The sequence below is a fragment of the Nonomuraea sp. NPDC049269 genome (assembly GCF_043197155.1).
Classification (GTDB): domain Bacteria; phylum Actinomycetota; class Actinomycetes; order Streptosporangiales; family Streptosporangiaceae; genus Nonomuraea.
This window is the reverse complement of record NZ_JBICSO010000004.1, coordinates 324465-343039: the sequence shown is the minus strand read 5'-3', so window position 1 is coordinate 343039 and position 18575 is coordinate 324465. Positions and strand designations below refer to the sequence as shown.

13 protein-coding genes are annotated in these 18575 nt (G+C 71.0%); 6 read left to right on the top strand and 7 right to left on the bottom strand.

Annotated features, from left to right (window positions below; translation table 11 throughout):
- The first annotated feature begins 74 nt into the window (after positions 1-74).
- The 3 genes from ACGFNP_RS24115 to ACGFNP_RS24105 all read left to right on the top strand — a co-directional run bounded on the left by ACGFNP_RS24115 (position 75) and on the right by ACGFNP_RS24105 (position 3428).
- On the top strand, positions 75-698 hold the full coding sequence (locus ACGFNP_RS24115; protein WP_393322177.1) for a TetR/AcrR family transcriptional regulator: 624 nt from the start codon (positions 75-77) through the stop codon (positions 696-698).
- Positions 699-979: 281 nt separating this feature from the next.
- Positions 980-2065, top strand: coding sequence for a TOMM precursor leader peptide-binding protein (locus tag ACGFNP_RS24110; protein WP_358314789.1), 1086 nt, complete (start codon positions 980-982; stop codon positions 2063-2065).
- 52 nt (positions 2066-2117) lie between these two features.
- Positions 2118-3428: a M14 family zinc carboxypeptidase gene (locus ACGFNP_RS24105; RefSeq protein WP_393322173.1), complete on the top strand. Its 1311-nt coding sequence runs from the start codon at positions 2118-2120 to the stop codon at positions 3426-3428.
- Between the two features lie 174 nt (positions 3429-3602).
- Here the strand turns inward: ACGFNP_RS24105 and ACGFNP_RS24100 are convergent, their stop codons facing one another.
- The 3 genes from ACGFNP_RS24100 to ACGFNP_RS24090 form a co-directional block, all read right to left on the bottom strand.
- A complete protein-coding gene (locus ACGFNP_RS24100) occupies positions 3603-5822 on the bottom strand; it encodes a bifunctional SulP family inorganic anion transporter/carbonic anhydrase (RefSeq protein ID WP_358314783.1) in 2220 nt (739 codons plus the stop codon).
- A 91-nt stretch (positions 5823-5913) separates the two neighbouring features.
- Complete coding sequence (locus tag ACGFNP_RS24095; RefSeq protein ID WP_358314780.1) at positions 5914-7551, bottom strand: hypothetical protein; 1638 nt, start codon at positions 7549-7551, stop codon at positions 5914-5916.
- A 183-nt stretch (positions 7552-7734) separates the two neighbouring features.
- Positions 7735-8256 (bottom strand): YbhB/YbcL family Raf kinase inhibitor-like protein, encoded by a 522-nt coding sequence (locus ACGFNP_RS24090; RefSeq protein ID WP_358314777.1) that lies wholly within the window; start codon positions 8254-8256, stop codon positions 7735-7737.
- 564 nt (positions 8257-8820) lie between these two features.
- Between ACGFNP_RS24090 and ACGFNP_RS24085 the strand changes: the two genes are divergently transcribed.
- A complete protein-coding gene (locus ACGFNP_RS24085; protein WP_358314774.1) occupies positions 8821-9342 on the top strand; it encodes a PH domain-containing protein in 522 nt (173 codons plus the stop codon).
- Positions 9339-10970: a PH domain-containing protein gene (locus ACGFNP_RS24080; protein ID WP_393322167.1), complete on the top strand. Its 1632-nt coding sequence runs from the start codon at positions 9339-9341 to the stop codon at positions 10968-10970. Before ACGFNP_RS24085 ends, ACGFNP_RS24080 begins: the two co-directional genes overlap by 4 nt.
- A gap of 345 nt (positions 10971-11315) precedes the next feature.
- On the opposite strand, the gene sepH is transcribed toward ACGFNP_RS24080, so the two are convergent.
- Positions 11316-14339: a septation protein SepH gene (sepH, locus tag ACGFNP_RS24075; RefSeq protein ID WP_393322164.1), complete on the bottom strand. Its 3024-nt coding sequence runs from the start codon at positions 14337-14339 to the stop codon at positions 11316-11318.
- Positions 14340-14503: 164 nt separating this feature from the next.
- Positions 14504-15493, bottom strand: coding sequence for a S8 family serine peptidase (locus ACGFNP_RS24070; RefSeq protein ID WP_358314765.1), 990 nt, complete (start codon positions 15491-15493; stop codon positions 14504-14506).
- A 123-nt stretch (positions 15494-15616) separates the two neighbouring features.
- Here ACGFNP_RS24070 and ACGFNP_RS24065 point away from each other — a divergent pair, with 123 nt between their 5' ends.
- Positions 15617-16447, top strand: coding sequence for a hypothetical protein (locus ACGFNP_RS24065; protein WP_393322161.1), 831 nt, complete (start codon positions 15617-15619; stop codon positions 16445-16447).
- A 10-nt stretch (positions 16448-16457) separates the two neighbouring features.
- Here the strand turns inward: ACGFNP_RS24065 and ACGFNP_RS24060 are convergent, their stop codons facing one another.
- Both ACGFNP_RS24060 and ACGFNP_RS24055 read right to left on the bottom strand, forming a co-directional pair.
- A complete protein-coding gene (locus tag ACGFNP_RS24060) occupies positions 16458-17735 on the bottom strand; it encodes a D-arabinono-1,4-lactone oxidase (protein WP_358314759.1) in 1278 nt (425 codons plus the stop codon).
- 46 nt (positions 17736-17781) lie between these two features.
- Entirely contained in the window at positions 17782-18543 is a 762-nt protein-coding gene (locus tag ACGFNP_RS24055) for a polysaccharide deacetylase family protein (protein WP_393322157.1), read from the bottom strand.
- Positions 18544-18575: the final 32 nt, after the last annotated feature.

Here is an 18575-nt window from a genome sequence, read left to right as displayed (position 1 = left end):
AAAAAGCCAGAGCCGCACTCCACGATAGGAGACTCGCATTGCGGAGGGGGCGCTACACGGCAGGGAGGACGACGGTGCGACAGGGGTCGCCCGTCAGGCGTGCCGCCATCATGAGGGCGGCGCTTGAGGCCTTCCTGCAAGAAGGATTCGCCCGGACCAGCGTTGACACCATCGCGACCAAGGCCGGTGTGTCCAAACGCACCATCTATGACTATTACCAGGACAAAGAGCAGCTCTTTCTGTCGGTGATCCAGGAGGCCGGCGCCACGCGGAACGCGGAGTTCGGCGACCTGCTCGACCGCACCCTGGGCCAGGTGCATGACCTGGAGGCGGCCCTGCTGGCCTTCGGCCGCGAGTTCGCACACGCCGTGGTTCGTTGCCCCGAACGTTCGGCGATCACGAGGTTGATGATCGCTGAAGCGGTGCACTTCCCCGAGCTGCTGGACGCCTGGCGTCCCGTCGGACCGGCTCAGCGGGAGCTGGCCGCGCGCCTGGCACGGCTGGGCGAGCAGGGCCTGCTCGACGTGCCGGACCCCGTGGTCGCCGCGGAACACCTTGAGGTGCTGGTCGCCGGTGTGCTGAGCAACCGATCACTGTTCGGCGCGGCTCCGCTCGGAGAGGGTGAGATCGAGAGGGTGGTGATCGATGGGGTGAAAGCATTTCTCCGCGCTTATCGCACAAAACCGGATACTCCGTAAACCCCGTTTCGGAGCTGCGCCGGCCATCGAACCGGCTCCTTAATTTCCAAACCGCTGGACACTCGCGTTCCGGGAAACTAACTTCCTCGCTCGGGGGCATTCTTCTCAATAGCCACATATGTCCCCACATCATCGGGAGGGGGAACCTATATGGAGATCACGATCACGCAGGTAGAGGAAGTAGAGCTCACCTGCGGTAACAGCAACAGCTGAAACTCATCGCGGGATTGGTGACCCGCCTGTCGCCAATCCCGTGTCCGTGTCCCCGCTTGGAGCGGATATTGTCTCGCGTTCTGGTCAACCCGGCGTTTCCGCTGTTCATTGACGACCACCGGGAACTCGTCCGGCTGGGCGACCTGCCGGGAACGGGAAAGGTGCTCCAGTCCGCCGCCCCCGCCCTGCGCGAGCTCGTACGCCGGTGCGCCGCCACCGCGCTGCCCCGCGAGGAGCTGGTCAGCCTCACGGCCGGGATCGGCGGCGTCACGGCGGCCGAGGTGGACCAGGCCATCACCGCCCTGCTCACGGCCCGGATCCTGGTCGAGGAGCAGGAGGTCGAGCTGCTGACGCGCCACGGGCCTTCGTCGCGGCAGGCGCTGTTCTTCTCCATGTTCCAGCCCGCGTCACGGGCCGCCGAGATGATCGGGGACCTCGCCGGGCGTACCGTGGCCGTCCTTGGCGTCGGAGGGATAGGCGGTTTCGTCGCCCTGCAACTGGCGACGGCCGGCGTGGGGCGGCTGCGGCTCGTCGACCAGGACGACGTGGACGAGTCCAACCTTCACCGCCAATATCTGTACAAGGCGGAGGACGTCGGTGACCCGAAGGTGGAGACGGCCGCCCGCAGGCTCGTGGAGCACAGCCCGGCGCTCAAGGTGGAGACGCACCACCGCACGCTGACCGGCGCCGGGGACGTCGCGGACGTGGTCGCCGGCGCGGACCTGGTCATCGCCACCGCCGACAGCCCGCAGCCGCAGATCCGCCGCTGGACGAACGCCGGTTGCCTGGCCGCCGGGGTGCCGTTCCTGCCGGGCGGGTTCACCCAGCACCTGGGCATCGCGGGGCCGTTGGTCGTGCCGGGGAGCTCGGCCTGCCTGGCCTGCCTGGACGAGGAGCTGCGGGTCCGCAATGGCGGGCGGGAGCTGCCCGCCGTACAGAATCAGGGGCGGATCATCCCGGCGTTCGGCCCGCTCTGCTCGATCGTGGCCGGGTTCCTCGCCGCCGAGGCGATCCGGTTCCTCACCGGAGTGGTCCCGGCGGCCCTGGCCGGCCGGGTGGTCCACTTCGACCTCCTGACGATGATGACGGCGGAGCAGTCCGTCACCCGGCTTGACACCTGCCAGGTCTGCGGTGCTCCGGCCGAGAGTGCGTAACGTCCTGCATCAGGCACGTGACGTGGCGGCGCGCGCTTGAGAGGCTTCCCCCATGCGCGAGATCCCGACCATTGACGACATGGCCGCGTTATTGCGGGAGCTGTGCGAGCGGTTCCCCGCGATCTGCAGGAGACGCCTCATCGGCGCCTCCCGCAAGGGCGAGCCGCTGGAACTGGTCTCGATCGGAGACGGCCGCCAGAACGCCCTGGTGTTCGGCGGTCCGCACGCCAACGAGCCCGTCGGCTTCCTGACCGTGCTCCGCCTCGCCTCGGCGCTGTGCGAGAACGCGGCCGAGCGGCAGGGGTTCACCTGGCACTTCATCGCGTGCGTGGATCCGGACGGCGCCCGGCTGAACGAGGGCTGGTACGGCGGGCCGTACACGATCAGCCACTATCACCGGCACTTCTACCGCCCGTCCATGAGCGACCAGCCCGAATGGACCTTCCCCATCCCCTCCGGGCGCAAGCGGTTCGACCGGCCGCTGCCGGAGACGCTGGCCCTGATGCGGGTCATCGACGAGCTGCGGCCGGCGTTCATGCTGTCGCTGCACAACGCCGACTTCGGCGGCGCGTACTTCCAGATCAGCCGCGACGTGCCCGGCCTGCCCGCCGAACTGGCCGCGATCGCCGCGGGCCAGGGAGTCCCGCTGGACCTGGGGCCCATCGACACCGTCGGCTACCAGGTCGCGGGGCCGGGCGTCACGCTGCTGCCACCGGCCGAGCACATCGACTTCGTCGAGACCGGCGGTGACGCGCGCACCCCTCGTACGTACGGGGCGTCGAGCTGGCACTACGCCGACCGCTACGGCACGTTCACACTCATCGCCGAGGTGCCCCTGTGGACCACTCCGGGGTGCGACGACCCCTCGGACGCCGGGCTCTCCTTCGGGCACCTGGTCAAAGCGGCCGCGGTACGGCTGCGCGAGGAGCTCGAACCACTGGCCCGGGCGCGTACGGACATCCGGTCCCAGTGCGTCGCGCACAGCCCGTTCCACGCGGCGGTCGACGACACGCTCGCCGTCTCCCACCTGCTGATCGCCTCGCTGGAAGGCGCCGTGGACCGGGAGGACGCCGCCAGGACCGTCACGCGGGCCGAGGCGAGCGGCATCCACGACACCGTGCGCCGCCTGCCGCTGCGGGCCTGCGCCATGTTCCTGCGGCTGCTGGAGGCCGAGACGGCGGCGGGCAACCACCAGGCCGCCCTGACGGCCGTCCGGGCCACGCTGGAGGAGCGCCTGCGGCGCCTCTGCGCGGCTGCGGAGGAAGAACTCGTCCCGTCCGCCGATCCGATCGGCAGGATCGTCACGATCCAGACGGAAGCGGCGCTGGCCACCGCCCGCCGCCTGCGCTTCGCCCAAGGGTGAGGGGCGAAGGGTGCCGATGCCCTCCGCCCCTCCGGCCCCTGGGAGTGCGGACCGGCCGTCGCGCCAGGCCAGGTGGGGGACCAAGGTCGACCGTGCGCGACACCCCTGACGCTAACCCGGCGCCACCTCCGGGTCTGCGCATGATTACTCAGAACGGCCCGCGGATGGGGCCGGTCAGATCTTCACCGAGAGTGAAGCCGGTGGAGGCGGCAGCATGTGCACCCTCGCGGAGCTGATGTCGAAGTACAGTCCCACCAGTTCCAGTTGCCCGGCTCGTACCTGTTCGTCGACCTTGCGATAGGTCCGCAGGTTCTCCAGTTGCTGCTGCACGTTGACCTTGCACAGCCGGTCCAGCGCCCCGGCGTCGAGCGGTTCGTCCGCCGTCTCGATGAACGTGGCCAGGCTGTGGTAGCCGTGCCGCAGCCAGCGCCGCAGCCCCGGCAGGCTGCCCGCCTTCACCCCGCCGCTGAGCAGCCCGGACATCGCCCCGCAGCCCGAGTGCCCGCACACCGTGATCGTGTGCACGCCCAGCACCTGCGTCGCGTACTCGATGGCGGCCACGACGGAGTCGTCATGCGGCTCGGCGCCCCTGCGCGGCACCAGGTTGCCGATGTTGCGCACAGTGAACAGGTCGCCGGGGCCGCTCGCGGTGATCAGGCTGGGGATGACCCGTGAGTCGGCGCAGGTGATGAACAGGTGCGTGGGCTGCTGCTTGCGGGCCAGCTCGGTGAAGATGGGCCGCACCAGCGGAGCCGTACGCCGGTGATACTCCCGCGCACCCGCCGTCAGCTGGCACTCCACGCTGGCCGGACGGGGGCCGCCCGGAACGGGCATGCCGTGCCGGGCGGGGCGGCTGTGGCGGTGCGACCACGGCAGCCACCACCGGTCCGGCGCCCTCGGCGGAGTCTTGGACCGGGACCGGCGGGTTCCGCTGGCCGCCATGGCGTACCACTCGTCGTGTATCTCGTCGATGTCGACGCTGCCGCCCAGCCGCTCATGGTTCAGCCGCCAGGAGTGGATGGCCTCGAAGGCGGCATTGTCCATGAAGTCGATGTTCAGGTCGAGGTCCACGGCCGCGCCGGGCGGGATGGCGCGCAGCTCATGGGTGAGCCGGGGCACACCCAGGAAGGTGAGCGAGCCGGAGATCGTCGCGTGGAAGCGCCCGTCCTGCTCCGGCCGCGTCTTGACGGTGACCCAGGTCAGCCGCCGCAGCGCGAGCAGCGCGGCCAGCGCGAGACCGGCCAGCACGCCCTCGGCGAGCCCGAGGACCAGCACGCCCCCCATCGTCACCAGGTAGACCGGCACCTCGCCGTGGCCGTGCACCTTCCTGACATGGCCCAGGTTGACCATCTGCACGCCGATGAAGACGAGCAGCGCCGCCAGCGCCTCCATCGGGATCAGCTTGATCATCCAGCCGAAGCCGAGGGCGAACACCAGCACCCACACCCCGTGCAGGAACGCCGAGAGCCGGGTGCGCCCGCCCGCCTGCACGTTCGCGGTGCTGCGGACGATCACGCCCGCCACCGGCAGCCCGCCGAGCGCTCCGGAGACCATGTTGGCCACGCCCTGCCCGCTCAGCTCCTGGTCGAGGTCGGCACGGGGGCCGTTGTGCATGCCGTCGACCGCGACCGAACACAGCAGCGACTCGACCCCGGCCAGCAGCGCGACGAGCAGCACGGACGCCACGATCCGGTGCCAGTCGCCGGACGGCAGGACGGGGACGGTCCATGAGGTGACGCTGTCGGACAGGTCGATGCGGGTGACATCCCAGTTGAACGCCCACGCGGTCACAGCGGCCACCAGCAGCGCGGCCAGCGGCGCCGGCACCGCCTTGACTCGCTTGGGCAGGCGCGTCCACAGCGCCAGCATCGCGATCGTGAGCAGGCCCACCACGACTGTGTGGCCCTGCATCTCGGCGAGCTGCGCGGGCAGCTCCACGATGTTGGCCAGCGCCGAGCGCTGCGGCTGGCCGCCCAGCACGATGTGCAGCTGGGAGAGCGCGATGGCCACGCCGACGCCCGCCAGCATGCCGTGGATGACGGCCGGTGAGACCGCCAGCGCCGCCCTGGCCGCCCGGAACACCCCGAGCACCAGCTGCACCAGCCCGGCCATCAGCGTGATCATGCAGGTGGCCCGCCAGCCGTACGTCTGCACGAGATCCGCGACCACCAGGGACAGGCCCGCCGCGGGCCCGCTCACCTGTACGGCGGAGCCGCCGAGCGCGCCCGCCACGATGCCGCCCACCATGGCGGCGATCAGCCCGGCGGCGAGGGGGGCGCCCGAGGCCATCGAGATGCCCAGCGAGAGGGGCACCGCGATGAGGAACACCACGAGTGAGGCAGGCACGTCGTACCTGAGCGTGCTCAGCACGCGACGCAGAGTGTCGCCGATCATACGGCAAACCCTATTGCCCCGCGCGCCGGGGCCTTGAGGGGTCCTTGGCGGCTTTACAGATTAATGAGTGGCCGCCTCACTCAGCCGCTGGTCAGCGGTAGTAGTCGGGGAATTCCTGCTCGGGGGTGGTGGCGCGACGACGCCCGCCTTGGCTGCCGCCACCGGGGGCGCCCTGCCGGGCGCCTGCGTCGGGCGCGCCGCCGTAGTTGGGCCAGGCGCCGCTGCCCGCCGGCGGATCATTCCAGCCCGCCGGGAGCTGGCCGGGCGGAATGCTGGTGATGTCGCCGGTCTCGTACGCGAAGGTCTGCGCGATCTGACCGGGCGGGAGGCTGGTGATGTCACCCGTCTCGTACGCGAAGGGCGCCGGCTGCACGGGCGGGGCCGACAGCACGTCGTCGTAGGCCGAGACCGAACGCGCGGGCGCCGTGGGGGTGCCGGTCGCGGGGGAGGGGCCGGTCAGCGGGTCGGAGTCGTCGGCCACGGCCCAGCCCGCGCGGACCTCGTAGGACGCCGGATAGGAGGCGCGGGGGGCGGCGGCGGGCTGCTGCGGCTCGAACGCCGGCCAGGAGTCGCTCGACGGGGCGCCGGGCGCGGGGTCGTCGAGGATGTCGTGCTGCTGAAGCGCGGGCCACGAGCCTGACGCCGTCGGCACGATCGGCGGGTTGGTCCAGGTGGTCTCGAGCGGGTCGGTGTTGGCGCCGTAGATCGTGAACGGGGCGCTCGTCGGCGCGCCGTTGATGGGCGAGACCGGCGTGGCGGGGAACGAACCGCTGTTGGCGGCCGGAGTCGCGGGGAAAGCTCCGCTGTTGGAGGAGGCCGGCGTGGCGGGGAACGAACCGCTGCCGACGGCGGGGAACGCGCCGCTGGAGGTCGCCGGGCTGTTGGTGCTCAGCGACGTGGCGCTGCCGACGGCCGGGAAGGAGCCGGTGCCGGATCCGGGCTGAGGCCGGTTCGGCGGCGGCACCTGCTGGGCGCCCACGCCGAGGATGCTCATCACGTCGGGCGGGGTCGGGGCCGAGAACGTCACCGTGCGCTGGTCGGCCATCTCGGCGGCCGTCGGGGCCGGACGCTGCGCCGACTCCACGAGATCGGCCAGGCCGGACGAGGCGGCGGCGGCCGCGGGGGTGGGCCGCTGGGAACGCGAACGGTTGGGGCGGTTGGGCAGCGGTGCCTGGACGGTCGCCGCGTTGGGGTCGGCGGTGACGGGCTCGCGCTTGGCGGGCCGCTGCTCACGCTTGGCGCCGGGCCGCTGCTCGCGCTGGGCCGCCGTCGGCTGCTTCTCGCGCTCGGCGGGTCGCCCGGCGGGCCGTTCGGAAGGACGTTCGACGGGGCGAGAGGCGCCCTTGCGCGCCGCGACCGTGCCGCCGGCGCCGAAGCCGCCTTCTTCCGCGTCGCTGCGGATGTTGGCCCAGAACTCCTCGTCCTCGACGTCGGTGTGCGGGTTGCCCCACTCGTCCACGCCACGCTTGCCGCGCTGACCCGTGCGTACCGGCTTCGCCTTGGCCTCGCCGATAGGACTGAAGTCAGGGCTGAAGTTGTTCATGCGCGGTTCGCTCTTGGAGAACTCGTCCGTGGAGCGCGTCTGTGTCCTCTCATCCTTCTCGGCCATCTGCTTCAGCCGCTCAGGAGGGAGAGAGCTCTCCCGACGGTTCATAGAACGCATGCCCAGTGCCACGACGACGAGCACGAGGAGCACGACAGCGACCAAGCTGACTACGACCGCGATCATTGCACCACCCTCAAAGCCATGGCCTCCCTGCGGCACCGGTGAGATCGCGCGGCCATCGACGCGACCTTCCCCCTTTGATCACCAGCACCTAGCAATTGGATCTGATTGTGTCGGACCACTATGAGCGTTGTCACACCCTACGTGAAGAATTGGTAACTATTACTACGTTTAGTGATTGGTGTCTCACTGGATGTTCACCACCGTGAGCCGGCCGCGGGCGATGGTCAAGTCCGCGATCTTCTTCAAGACATCGGAGAGGGGGGAGCCCTCCGGGAGATCGACCTTGCCGCTCAGCGAGTAGACGCTGAACCGGTAACTGGCGTTCTTCACACATGGCGGCTGATAGCCCGCCTTGCCGCTGGTCACCTTCGCCTGGCTCGCGCCTTCCGGCGGGCTCGCGGCGGCGTTCGGCCCCAGCTCGGTCGTCGTCGCGGGGATGTTGTAGAGCACCCACTGGACGGCGGATTCTGATGGTGAGTGAGAGTCGACCACGATGGCGATCGACTTGGCGTCGGACAGGGGTTCGCTGGACCAGCGCAGCGGCGGGCTGCCCTGGGCGCCATCGCAGGAGAACTCGCTCGGCAATGGTTCGCCCTCGCGCAACTCCGGACTCGAGACGTTGATCTCAGCGATCTCCTTGGCCTGGGACCTTCCGACGAGGAAGTTGCAACCGGACGACGCGAGCATGACGGTCACCACTGTCACAGAGACAGCGATGCGTCTCACGCGTCTTGCCGTGTTACACAGCCCCATGCCGCATGATGCTACGCGGCTATCGGCCGTGCGCCGACCGTTTCGCGAGGGTCGGCGGTCGGTAAAGGACGGCAAAGCCGCCACAAAGCGGGCATGGGGGAGTGAACTTCGCCACATCCTGAGCGCCGCTGTTCTCGGCCCGCAGGCGGTTCGCCGGGGCGGGGTGGTCGCGGACGGCGCCGGAGAATCCTGCCGCGGCCTGCTGGTTCTCGAGGCCGGGGAGGCCGGGGCGGTTCGCCCGGCGGTTCGAGAGGTGCGGGGATCGCGAGTGTGGGCACCGTGTGCGGGGGTTCCGCCTCCGCCACCCCGGCGAAATCGGGGCGCCAGGTCGTCAGCCGCGGACCCGGCCTTTACCTGAGACGGCCTGTGCGCGGTGCCCGGTCAGGGCGGGAACACCTCGTCGAGGCTGGACATGCGGCAGCGCTCCCACTGTGGCCTACGGCACCGACACTTCTCCGATGACATCCGCCGCCTCTGGGAGATCACTGACGCGGGCGGGAGTCATAAGCTGGCCCTGTGACGACTTCTGGCCCGTTGCGTGATCCGGAACACCGTGTGTCGCCCAAGGCCGTCCGGCTCTGGCTGGCCGAGGCGTTGTTCGGGTTCGTGCTGCTGGTGGGCTGCTCGATCCTGGTCGCGCGCTGGGTCGGGGGGAGCGGGTGGGCGTGGGTGCCCGGCTGGTTCGCGGACGATCCGTGGCTGTTGCCCGTGGGGGTGGGGGTGCTGACCACCCCGTTCCTGATCGCTGAGCCGTTCGTGCGCTATGCGGTACATCGGTGGGAGTTGTCGGGCGATGTGGTCTACACCCGGTCGGGGTTCCTGACCCGGGAGTGGGTCTTCGTGCCGATTAGCCGGATCCAGACGGTCGACAAGGCGCAGGGATGGGTCGAACGGCTGCTCGGGCTGGCGACGCTGGAGATCCGTACGGCGTCCCACGCGGGGTCGTCGACGATCAAGGGGCTGGACTACGAGGTGGCGGCGGGGCTGGCGGAGGAGCTGGCGCGCCGGGCGGAAGAGCTCAGGGACGATGCCACATGACCGAACCTCCCCCCCACCCCACCGCACCACCTGGTCCCGAGGGCCCGCCTCCACCACCCTCGGCACCCCCGGTGCCCGGGCGGGCGCCGTTGCGGCTGAGTCCCAAGGTGCTGCTCATCCAACCGGTGCGGATGATCCCGTCGCTGCTTCTCCCGCTGGTCGGGCTGCTGTTCGTCGGCGGGTTCTCCGGCAGGTCGTACCTCTGGGCGGCGGTCGGGGTCGGCGTCACCTTCGCCTTCGCCGTCGTCCGGTGGGCGGTGTTCAGCTACGAGATCGTGGGCGACCGGCTGGAGATCAAGCGTTCCCTGATCAGCCGGTCGGTCCGTACCATCCCCCTGGAACGGGTACGCGGCGTGGACGTCTCCACCCCGCCCATGCACCGGCTGCTCGGCCTGGCCGTACTGAAGATCGACACGGGGGCGAGCGGCGACGCCGAGGAGGGCAAGCTCGACGGCGTCACCCTGGAGGAGGCCGAACGCCTGAAGTCGGTCCTGCTCCGCCGCACCCGCGCGGCCCGCGCCGCCGAGCACCCCACCGCCACCGGCCCGGCCCCCGCGTCTGACGGCGCCTCCCACTCCGTCGCCGTCACGGATTCGGCCGGCCCACCGCGCGCCACCGCACCTGGGCACACGGCGGAGGCCGATCGGGAGATCATCAGCGTTCCGTGGACCTGGCTGCTGTACGGCCCGCTGTCCGGCGCGTACCTCCTGACCCCGTTCGCGCTGGCGGGCGGCGCCGTGGGGTTGGCGTTCCAGTGGGGGGACGACCTCGGCTTCGGCCGGGACGCCGCGCTGACAGTGGGGGAGTGGCTGTGGGAGCACCCCTACCTGCTGCTCGCCGTGGTGCTGCTGCTCGTGGTGGCGATGCCGGTGGTGGGCGGCGTGATGTACGCGGTGTTCAACTGGAACTTCCGGCTCACCAGCCGCGACCGCTACCTGGTGGCGGAGCGCGGGCTGATCAACCGGCGCAGCGTGTCGCTGGAGGCCCGGCGCGTACGCGGCTACGAGATCGTCGAGGGACTCGCCGAGCGCTGGGCGGGCGTCGCCCGCGTCTGGGCCATCGTGACGGGACTCGGCGACACGCAGACGCGCGGTCAACTCCTGCCGGACGTCCCGCGCGCGGTCGCCTTCAAGGTCACCGGCGACGCCATCGGCTCCTACCAGGCCGAACTCCGCCCCCACCCACCCATCGCCCGCAACCGCCGCCTCTTCCGCGCCATCGCCCCATGGCTCCTGCCGGCCGCCGTCACCGCGCTGACGGCTCTGCTGACCGCCCAGTCGGCCTGGTGGATCGCGGCCGTGATCGCCCTCCTCCTGGCGGGCGCGGGGATCCCCCTGGGCCTCGACCGGTACAGGTCTCTGGGACACGGATACGACGGCGTACGCCTGGCGGTCCGCTCCGGCTCCCTCCGCCGATCACAAGCCGTGGTCGAACGCCGCGCGGTGGTGGGCTGGCACCTGAGGCAGACCTGGTTCCAGCGGCGGGCCGGCGTGTATACGCTCACGGCCGGGGTGGGAGCAGGCAAGGGCGGCTACTCGGCGATCGACGTCTCCCAGTCCCAGGCGATCGGCTTCCCGGCCGAGGTGACGCCGGAATGGCTGGCTCCGTTCATCGAGAAGGGGGAGTAGGCGGGCGCGCGTTGCGCACCGCCGCTCCCGGGGGGCTTGCCGCTCACCGGGCCGTGGAGATCCTGCCTGGTTTTGAGACCACCGACGAGCCGCCGGGCGACCGGTGTCGGTTCGGCGACGGCGGGTCCCAGCGTCGGCAAGGGGCCGGGGCCGGGTAACCGGCGTGGTGGGTCGGCAGGGTCGGTCACGACGGCGCCTGGGTGGCGCTCGGGCAGGTGTGATGGCGTGTCCAGCCGTCAGTGCGGGACGGCGCGTTCCGGCGTCGGTACAGGAACGGCGCGTTCAGGCACTGGTACGACGGGGCGAGGCCGGGGCCGGGCGCCGGTGCGGTCGGTGGCTGGTCGGTTAGTCCTGGCGGCGGGCGCCGAACATGATCTCGTCCCAGGTCGGTACCGAGGCGCGACGCCCCCTGGAGCCCTTGCGCGGCTGACGGGCCGCAGGGGCAGGCGGGGGAGAGGGCACCGGGACCGGGGGCTCCTCCTTGGCCGCCGGCTGCTCGGGCTTCGCGGTGCCGTCCTTGCTCGTCCTCGCGGCCGGCACGGCGGGCTCAGGCGCGGCCGGCTCAGCCTTGGCCGCCGCCGGTTCAGCCTTGGATTTGGCCACTGCGGGCTCGGGCTTGAGTTCGGCCGCTGCGGGCTCAGCCTTGGGCACGGACTTGGGTTCCGCCGCTGCGGGCTCAGCCTTGGTGGCCGGTGTTGGGGTGGGTGCGGGTGTCGCGGAGTCGGCCTTGGGCTCAGGCTTCGTGGGCTGAGGCTTTGGCTGTGGCTTGGGCGCGGCTGCGGTGGGTGCGACTGCCGACTGCGACGTTGCCTCGGGCGCGGCCTTGGAGGGCTGCTTGGAGGTGTCGGTTGCCGTTGCGGGGGCGCTGGTGTCCGTCGCAGCCACCGCCTCGGGGGCAGGCGGTGTCGTGACGGCGTCCGTCTTTGCTGGGGTCTCGACCGCTGTGGCGGCTTCCTGCCCAGCGGCTTCCTGCACCGGGGCTTCGGTCTTGCCCTCCGTGGCCGGGGACGTTTGCGGCGTGGTCACCGTGGCGGGGCCACCGGACTGCGACTCGATAGCGGTGTCGCTGGACTGCGACGCGATGACGGCCTCGTCGGACTGAGGCTCAGCGACCGCCCCGACGACCTTCGACTCGGTGAGTGCGCTGCTGGTTGGCGTCTCGGGGACGGCGATGGTCGCCTGCGACTCGGCCGTGACACCCAGGGCGGGCTGCGACTCGGCCGTGACTCCCGTGGCGGGCTGCGATTTGGCCGCGACCTCCGTGGCGGGCCGCGACTCGGCTGGGGGTGGTGTGGCCGGCTCCGGGACAGTGCTGGGCTCCGGAGTCTCGGAAAGGCGTGCGTTCTCCGCTGCCGGGGTGTCGGTGCGTGCCACCGTGGGCACGGCAGACGGTGAATCCGCAGCCGAGGACGCATCGGTGGTGGGCGCCGACTGCGCAGAGGCCTGCGCGGCGGATGCGGGCGCCGAGTCTGCGACATCGGCGTCGGTAACGGCAGCGTCTGAGACGGCATTACCCGTGATGGCAGTCTTCGGGACAGAAGTGTCCGCGACAGCAGCGTCCGTGACTGGGGCGTCCGAGATGGCAGCCTTCGTAGCGGCGGTGTCCGTGGCAGGGGTGTCCGAGACACGGGCGGTCGCTGTGGCGGGTTCGGCTATGGCCGGGGCCGTTGTGGCAGCGGCGTCAGACGCGGGGGCTGAGGTAGCAGGGGCAGGCGGCGCGTAGTTCGCCGGCTCTGTAGCGCGGTCAGCCGCCGCAGGAGCGCTCGAAGCCGGGTTTCCGACGGCGGGGGCGCCAGTGGCCGGGCCGTCTACGGCGGGTGCGTTAGCGACCGAGCTGTCCACGGCGGGCGCGCCGGCGGCAGGCCCGTCCACGGCGCGGGCGCTGGTGGCCGGGGCCTCAACAGCGGGCGCGTTGGCGACCGGGCCCTGTACGGCGCGGGCGCTGGTGGCCGGGTCTTCAACGACAGGCGCGTTGAAGACCTCGCCCTGCACGCCGGCTGCGCCGGTGGTCGAGCCCTGCACGGCGGGCGTGCTGGCAATTGGCGTCTCTACGGTGGGTGCGCCGTAGGCCCCAGCACGCGTACCAGGGGTCGTGGCCGGGGGCAGCGTGAAAGCGTCCTCGGTGGGACGGTTACCCGAAGGCGCGACGTCACGGGTCGCCGGGGCGTAGATGGCCTCGCCGTCCCGGCCCGCCGGGCGGTCGGGAGTGCGGGGAGTGTCGTAGCCCGGGAGCCAGGGCGAAGGCTCGCCGGGGCGGCCGGCGTCCTGTGCGGGCGGCTCGGCACGGTAGCCGGTGTTGTGCGCGGGCGGCTCGGCGCGATAGCCGGGGTCCTGCGTCGATGGCTCGGTACGGTAGCCGGTCTCCTGCGCGGGCGACTGGGTACGGTAGCCCGTCTCCTGAGCGGACGGCTCGGCGCGGTGGCCGGTTTCCCGGGCGGCGGGCTCGGTGCGGTAGCCGGGCTCCCCAGCGGGCGGCTGCGAGCGGTAATCCCGAGAGGGAGGGTCTGAGCGGTGGCCGGGCTCCGCCGTACGGCCCGAAGGGTCGGCCGGGGCACGGTCGAAAGGGGCCTCGCGGGCGGGGGTGAAGGGGGCCTCGCGGGACGGGGTACGGCTGTAGGACGGCTCCGTGCCCCTCGGCTGGTAGCCGACCGCCGGCTCCTGCGACTCGGGCTCGTGCCGGACCATCGCGGGGAACGGCAGCGGGTCCGACGCGAGCGGTGGCACCGGCTGCAGCTTGGCCACGCGCGGCGTGAACGGCGTGACCGTGGTGTCCTCCACCACGGGGCTGGGGTCGAAGTCGGCGGCCGAGAGCCGCATCGACTCGTCGTCGTGCGGCGTGACGTGCCGCCTGCGCGGGTCGAAGAGCCACTCCGCGTGCCTGGTGTGACCGTTCCAAACGTAACCGAGCTTGACGCGCCAAAGGCCGTCGTCGCGCTTGGCGGAGTCCCAGTCGATCTCGTCGGTGGGCACGCCGCGCCGGGTCAGCCGTTCGGCGACGAGCTCGCCGAGCGTCGGGCCGGCCGAAGATTCTCCGGGCATGCGTACGGACACGCGCTGCGCCTGTTGGGCCACGTACTCGCGCTCCTGGAGCACGGGGCCCTCGAACCAGCGGACGCGTTCGACCGGGATGCCCGCTGTCGCGGCGATCTCCTCGGCCGTTTCTCCGGCGCGAATGCGGGCCTGGATCTCCTTGGGGCGCAACGGACTCTCCACTTCGATCTCGTACTGGCCGAGACGGGAGAAGTTGCCGCGGACGGCAGCACGGAGCCGGTCGTCCACGGGAAGCGTGAACCGAGTACCTCGCCCTGCTGTCGCCAGCACGAGATAGGTACCGTCCTCACTTACCGCGACGAGTCGGAGCTCCTGCATGCGAGTCCCTTCGTCAGCGTGCTGCTCATTCTTCCCCCGGACCCTTGAGTCTCTCGCGTGTGCCGGTTGCCTGCCAGCACCGTACCCGGCATGTCCGAACATCGCCTTCATGGGATAGCCCAGTGGCGTTGTGACGCCGGTCACATTTGTAGATTCCATCATGTTCAGGGTCTGCCGGTGCGCATTGCCCTCGACGGATTCTGGCGAATAGTGTCCCGCGCCGCCGTGCACTTCAGCCAAGACGCCAGAACGGATGGGTTGGCACCCGGATGGAGCTCCAGGTAGCGGGCGGCGGCTCCGGCCAGGTAGGGGGATCTGGTGGAGTACGTCTCGCCGGTGGGGGCCAGCCGGCACCCGCCCGTGTCCGCGGACGCGACGACGAAGACGCCGGACCGCGCCAGGCGGGCCATGGCGGTCCGCAGGGCCGGGGAGCGGGCGCCGTCGATCGAGAGATTGGCGACGGCGGAGCCATGGGCGTGTCGGCGTACCCAGTCGAGACCGGCCAGGACGTCCGACAGGCTGCCGGAGCCGCCGCAGCCGAGCACCCGTACGGAGGCGATGCGGGCCCGCGGCGCCACGCCGTGTGACCGGCCGGCTATGACGCGCGCCACCCGCGTGCCGTGGCCGCCGCAGTCGTCGCCGGTACGACCGGTGGCGTCGAAGGCCCGCCAGGCCCGATCTCCGAACCCGCCCGCCCTGCGCGGGCCACCCATCGGCTGCCCACTGACGCCGCTGTCCACGATATAGACCGTGACACCTCTCCCGCGGGCCCGGGAAGGCCCGGTGATCGGCCTGGCGTGGATCGGGCGGGCGGCCCCGGTGATCGGCATAGGGTGGATCTCGCGGTCGGGTTCGATCGCCAGGACCCGCGGATCCGCGCGGAGCTCCGCCAGTTCGGTCGCGTTCACCCAGGTGGCGAAGCCGGGGATGGCCGCGGTGTAGAAGCGGCGCACCCGCCATCGCATCGCGCCGACCAGGTCACGGGCCGCGGCCCGGTTACGGGCGGTGACGATGTACGGGCGCGTAGGCTCGATGACCGGCGGCCGGAAGGCGAGACCGGAAGCGGGCGCCATGGCGAGGGGAATCGCGGTGGTCACGGCCGTCGCCACGGCCGCGGCGAGGTACAGGGAGGGCAGGCCGATTCGTCGGGGCACGAGCGACGAGGGTGTCTGTCGCACACGTCACAGGAACAACAGGACACGCGCTCGCGTCTATTCACGAGAAAGCTCTTTACCGAACACAGGCGAGCACAGGCGAGAAAGGACTGATCCGAGGGGATGAGCGGCGAGCAGCGGAAGTTCGAGCTGAGCGTGCCGCAGATCGCGGGTAGTGCCCTGGCGGCCGTCACGGCCGCGGTCGCGGCCTCATACCTCGGTGTGGGGGGAACGGTGATAGGCGCGGCACTGATGAGCGTGGCCAGTACGGTCGCCACCGCCGTCTACACGCACTACCTGAAGCGCACGGGCGACAAGGTCAAGCAGCACACGGTGATCGCCTGGCGCGAGTACGGCCCTGAGCGGCCGCCACTGGAGCGGGACGAGGGCCAGGGCGAGCTGGCGACGGCCGTACTGACAACGGTGCGGGAAGGCGAGGAGAGCCGGGGCGAGTCCACGCTGGTCATGGCGCCGATCGAGGTGCCGGCGCCGAGGCGCGTGCCGTGGGCGAAGACGGGCGTGGCCGCGGCGCTGGTGTTCGGGGTGAGCATGGGCGGCATCCTGGCCTACCAGACGATCGCTCAGACGACCGTGCACGACCAGCTCACCGGCGCCAAGCCGGGGACCAAACGCGACGAGGCGCCCGCCAAGGAGAAGAAGCGTTCCGAGGAGCCCGCGTTCCAGCCTCGGACGACGTTCTCCGGCACCCCGGCGACACCCAGCGACACGCCGACCGGATCGCCCACGCCGACCGCCTCGCCGACCCGCACGTCCCAGAGCCCGACGCCGGCGCCCACCGCCACGGGCAAGCAGACGAGCAAGAACACGGTGGAGCCGTCCGCCCCGTCCGCGACCACGACGGCCCAGGACCCCGGCGACCTGACCGAGGAGACGTCCGTGCCGACCGAGGTGCCGCAGTCGCCACCGGTGCAGCAGGACAAGGAGACGCCGTGATGGTGGGCCCCTATCCCAGCACCGTCTCCAGGTAGGCGTTGCCGAACAGCCGCCCGGGATCCAGCCGATCCCGCAGCGCCACGAAGTCCGCGAACCTCGGGTACACCTTCTCGAGGTAGGCCGCGTCCCGGGTGTGCAGCTTGCCCCAGTGCGGCCGCCCGTCCAGCCGCGTCATGATCTCCTCCACCCCGGCGAAGTACGCGGGGTTGGGCGTGGGCCGGTACATGTGACAGGCGATGTACGCCGACTGGCGGCCGTACGCCGTGGACAGCCAGGCGGTGCCGGGCGGCGTGACCCGCACCTCCACCGGGAACGTGATCCGCCACCCCATCCGCTCCACCAGCGCCCGGGTCTCCCGCAGCGCCTGGCCGAGGTGCTCGCGCGGCACCGCGTACTCCATCTCCAGGAAGCGCACGTCCCGCCGGGAGGTGAAGATCTTGTACGACGCGTCCACGGCCTCCGACTCGCCGAGCGCGGCGGCGCTGACCCCGTTGATCCGCGGGATCAGCCCGGGAAATCGCGCCCCCACGGCGCAGGCGGCGCCGAACAGCGTGTTCTCCAGGAACACGTTGTCCAGCCAGTACTTGACCGCGCCAGGCGGCCGGGCCGGGCCGGGATCGCGGTTGTTGGTCTTGACCAGGCAGGCGTCGGTGTGCGGCAGCCAGAAGAAGTCGAGATGCTCGTTCTCCGAGGTCAGGGAGTCGAGCGAGTCGAGGATGGCGCTGAGCGTCATCCTGCGCCGCCGGTTGCGCAGCAGGAAGGCGGGCTCCACCCGGAACGTCACCGAGGTCAGCACCCCGAGCGCGCCCAGCCCCACCCGGGCCGCGTCGAACAGGTCCTCGCCGGGGCCGGCCGTCACCACCGAGCCGTCCGCGAGCACCAGCTCCAGCGCCACGACCTGATCGGCCAGGCCGCCGCTGTCGCGTCCCGTGCCGTGCGTGCCGGTCTGGATGGCGCCCGCGACCGTCTGCTCGGTGATGTCGCCCATGTTGGCCAGCGCCAGCCCGCGCGCGGCGAGCAGCGAGTTCAGCACCCGCACCGGCGTGCCGGCGAGCACGGTGACGCGGTCGCCGGTGACGGACGTGAGTCCGGTCAGCGCGGAAGGGCGGAGCATGATGCCGTCGGTGAGGGCCACCCCGGTGAAGGAGTGGCCCGTGCCGATCATGCGCAGGCGCCGGCCGCCGGCGGCGGCGTCCCCGACGGCGCGTACGACGTCCTCGGTCGACGCCGGGGTACGCACCTCGGCGGGCGCGGCCGTCTGGTTGCGGGCCCAGTTCGTGAAGGCCATGGCCGCCCTTGCGCTAGAGCTTCGTTCCGTTAAACGTGAACGATACTCAGTTCTCCCAGCCTTCGGGAACCGGGAAGGCGTCCCCGGGCTGCAGGTTCTGCGACTTGATGACGTCGGAGACCTTCACCAGCGTGTAGCCGCGGCTCTGCAGCAGCTTGACGAGCGACGGCATCACGTCGACGGTCTGCTTCACCCAGTCGTGCATGAGGATGATGCCGTCGCGCTTGGCCACGGCCAGCGTCTGCTTCTTGATCTCCGCGGAGTTCTTGGTCGCCCAGTCGCGCGAGCCGGCGGTCCACAGGATCATCGGCATGCCGAACTCGGCCGCGACCTCCGAGGTCTGCACGTCCAGCATGCCGTACGGCGGGCGCAGCAGTTTGGGCTCGACGCCCGCGGCCTTCTTGACGGCGTCCTGGGTCTTCTGGATCTCGTTCTTGACGGCGTCCGGCTCGATGGTGGTGAAGTTCGGGTGCGAGTAGCTGTGATTGCCGAGCTCGTGGCCCTCCTTGGCCATGCGCTTGACGAAGGCGGGGCGGCTCTTCACGTACTGGCCTTCGAGGAAGAACGTCGCCTTGGCGTTGTACTTCTTCAGCGTGTCGAGGAGCGTTCCCGCGTACTTGCCCGGCCCGTCGTCGAAGGTCAGGGCGATGCACTTGAGCTGCGCGCAGTCGACTGCCTTCGCCTTGGCCTGGGCGACGGCAGCGGCCTGGACGGGCGCTTTCGGGGTGGGGGCGGCGGATGCCGCCGTTGGTGTCAGAGTGACGGCAACAGTCGCGATAGCAAGAAGTGAAACGATTTGTCGGGACATGCGAAAGCTTTCGTGTGTGAAGGGTGTTGCGA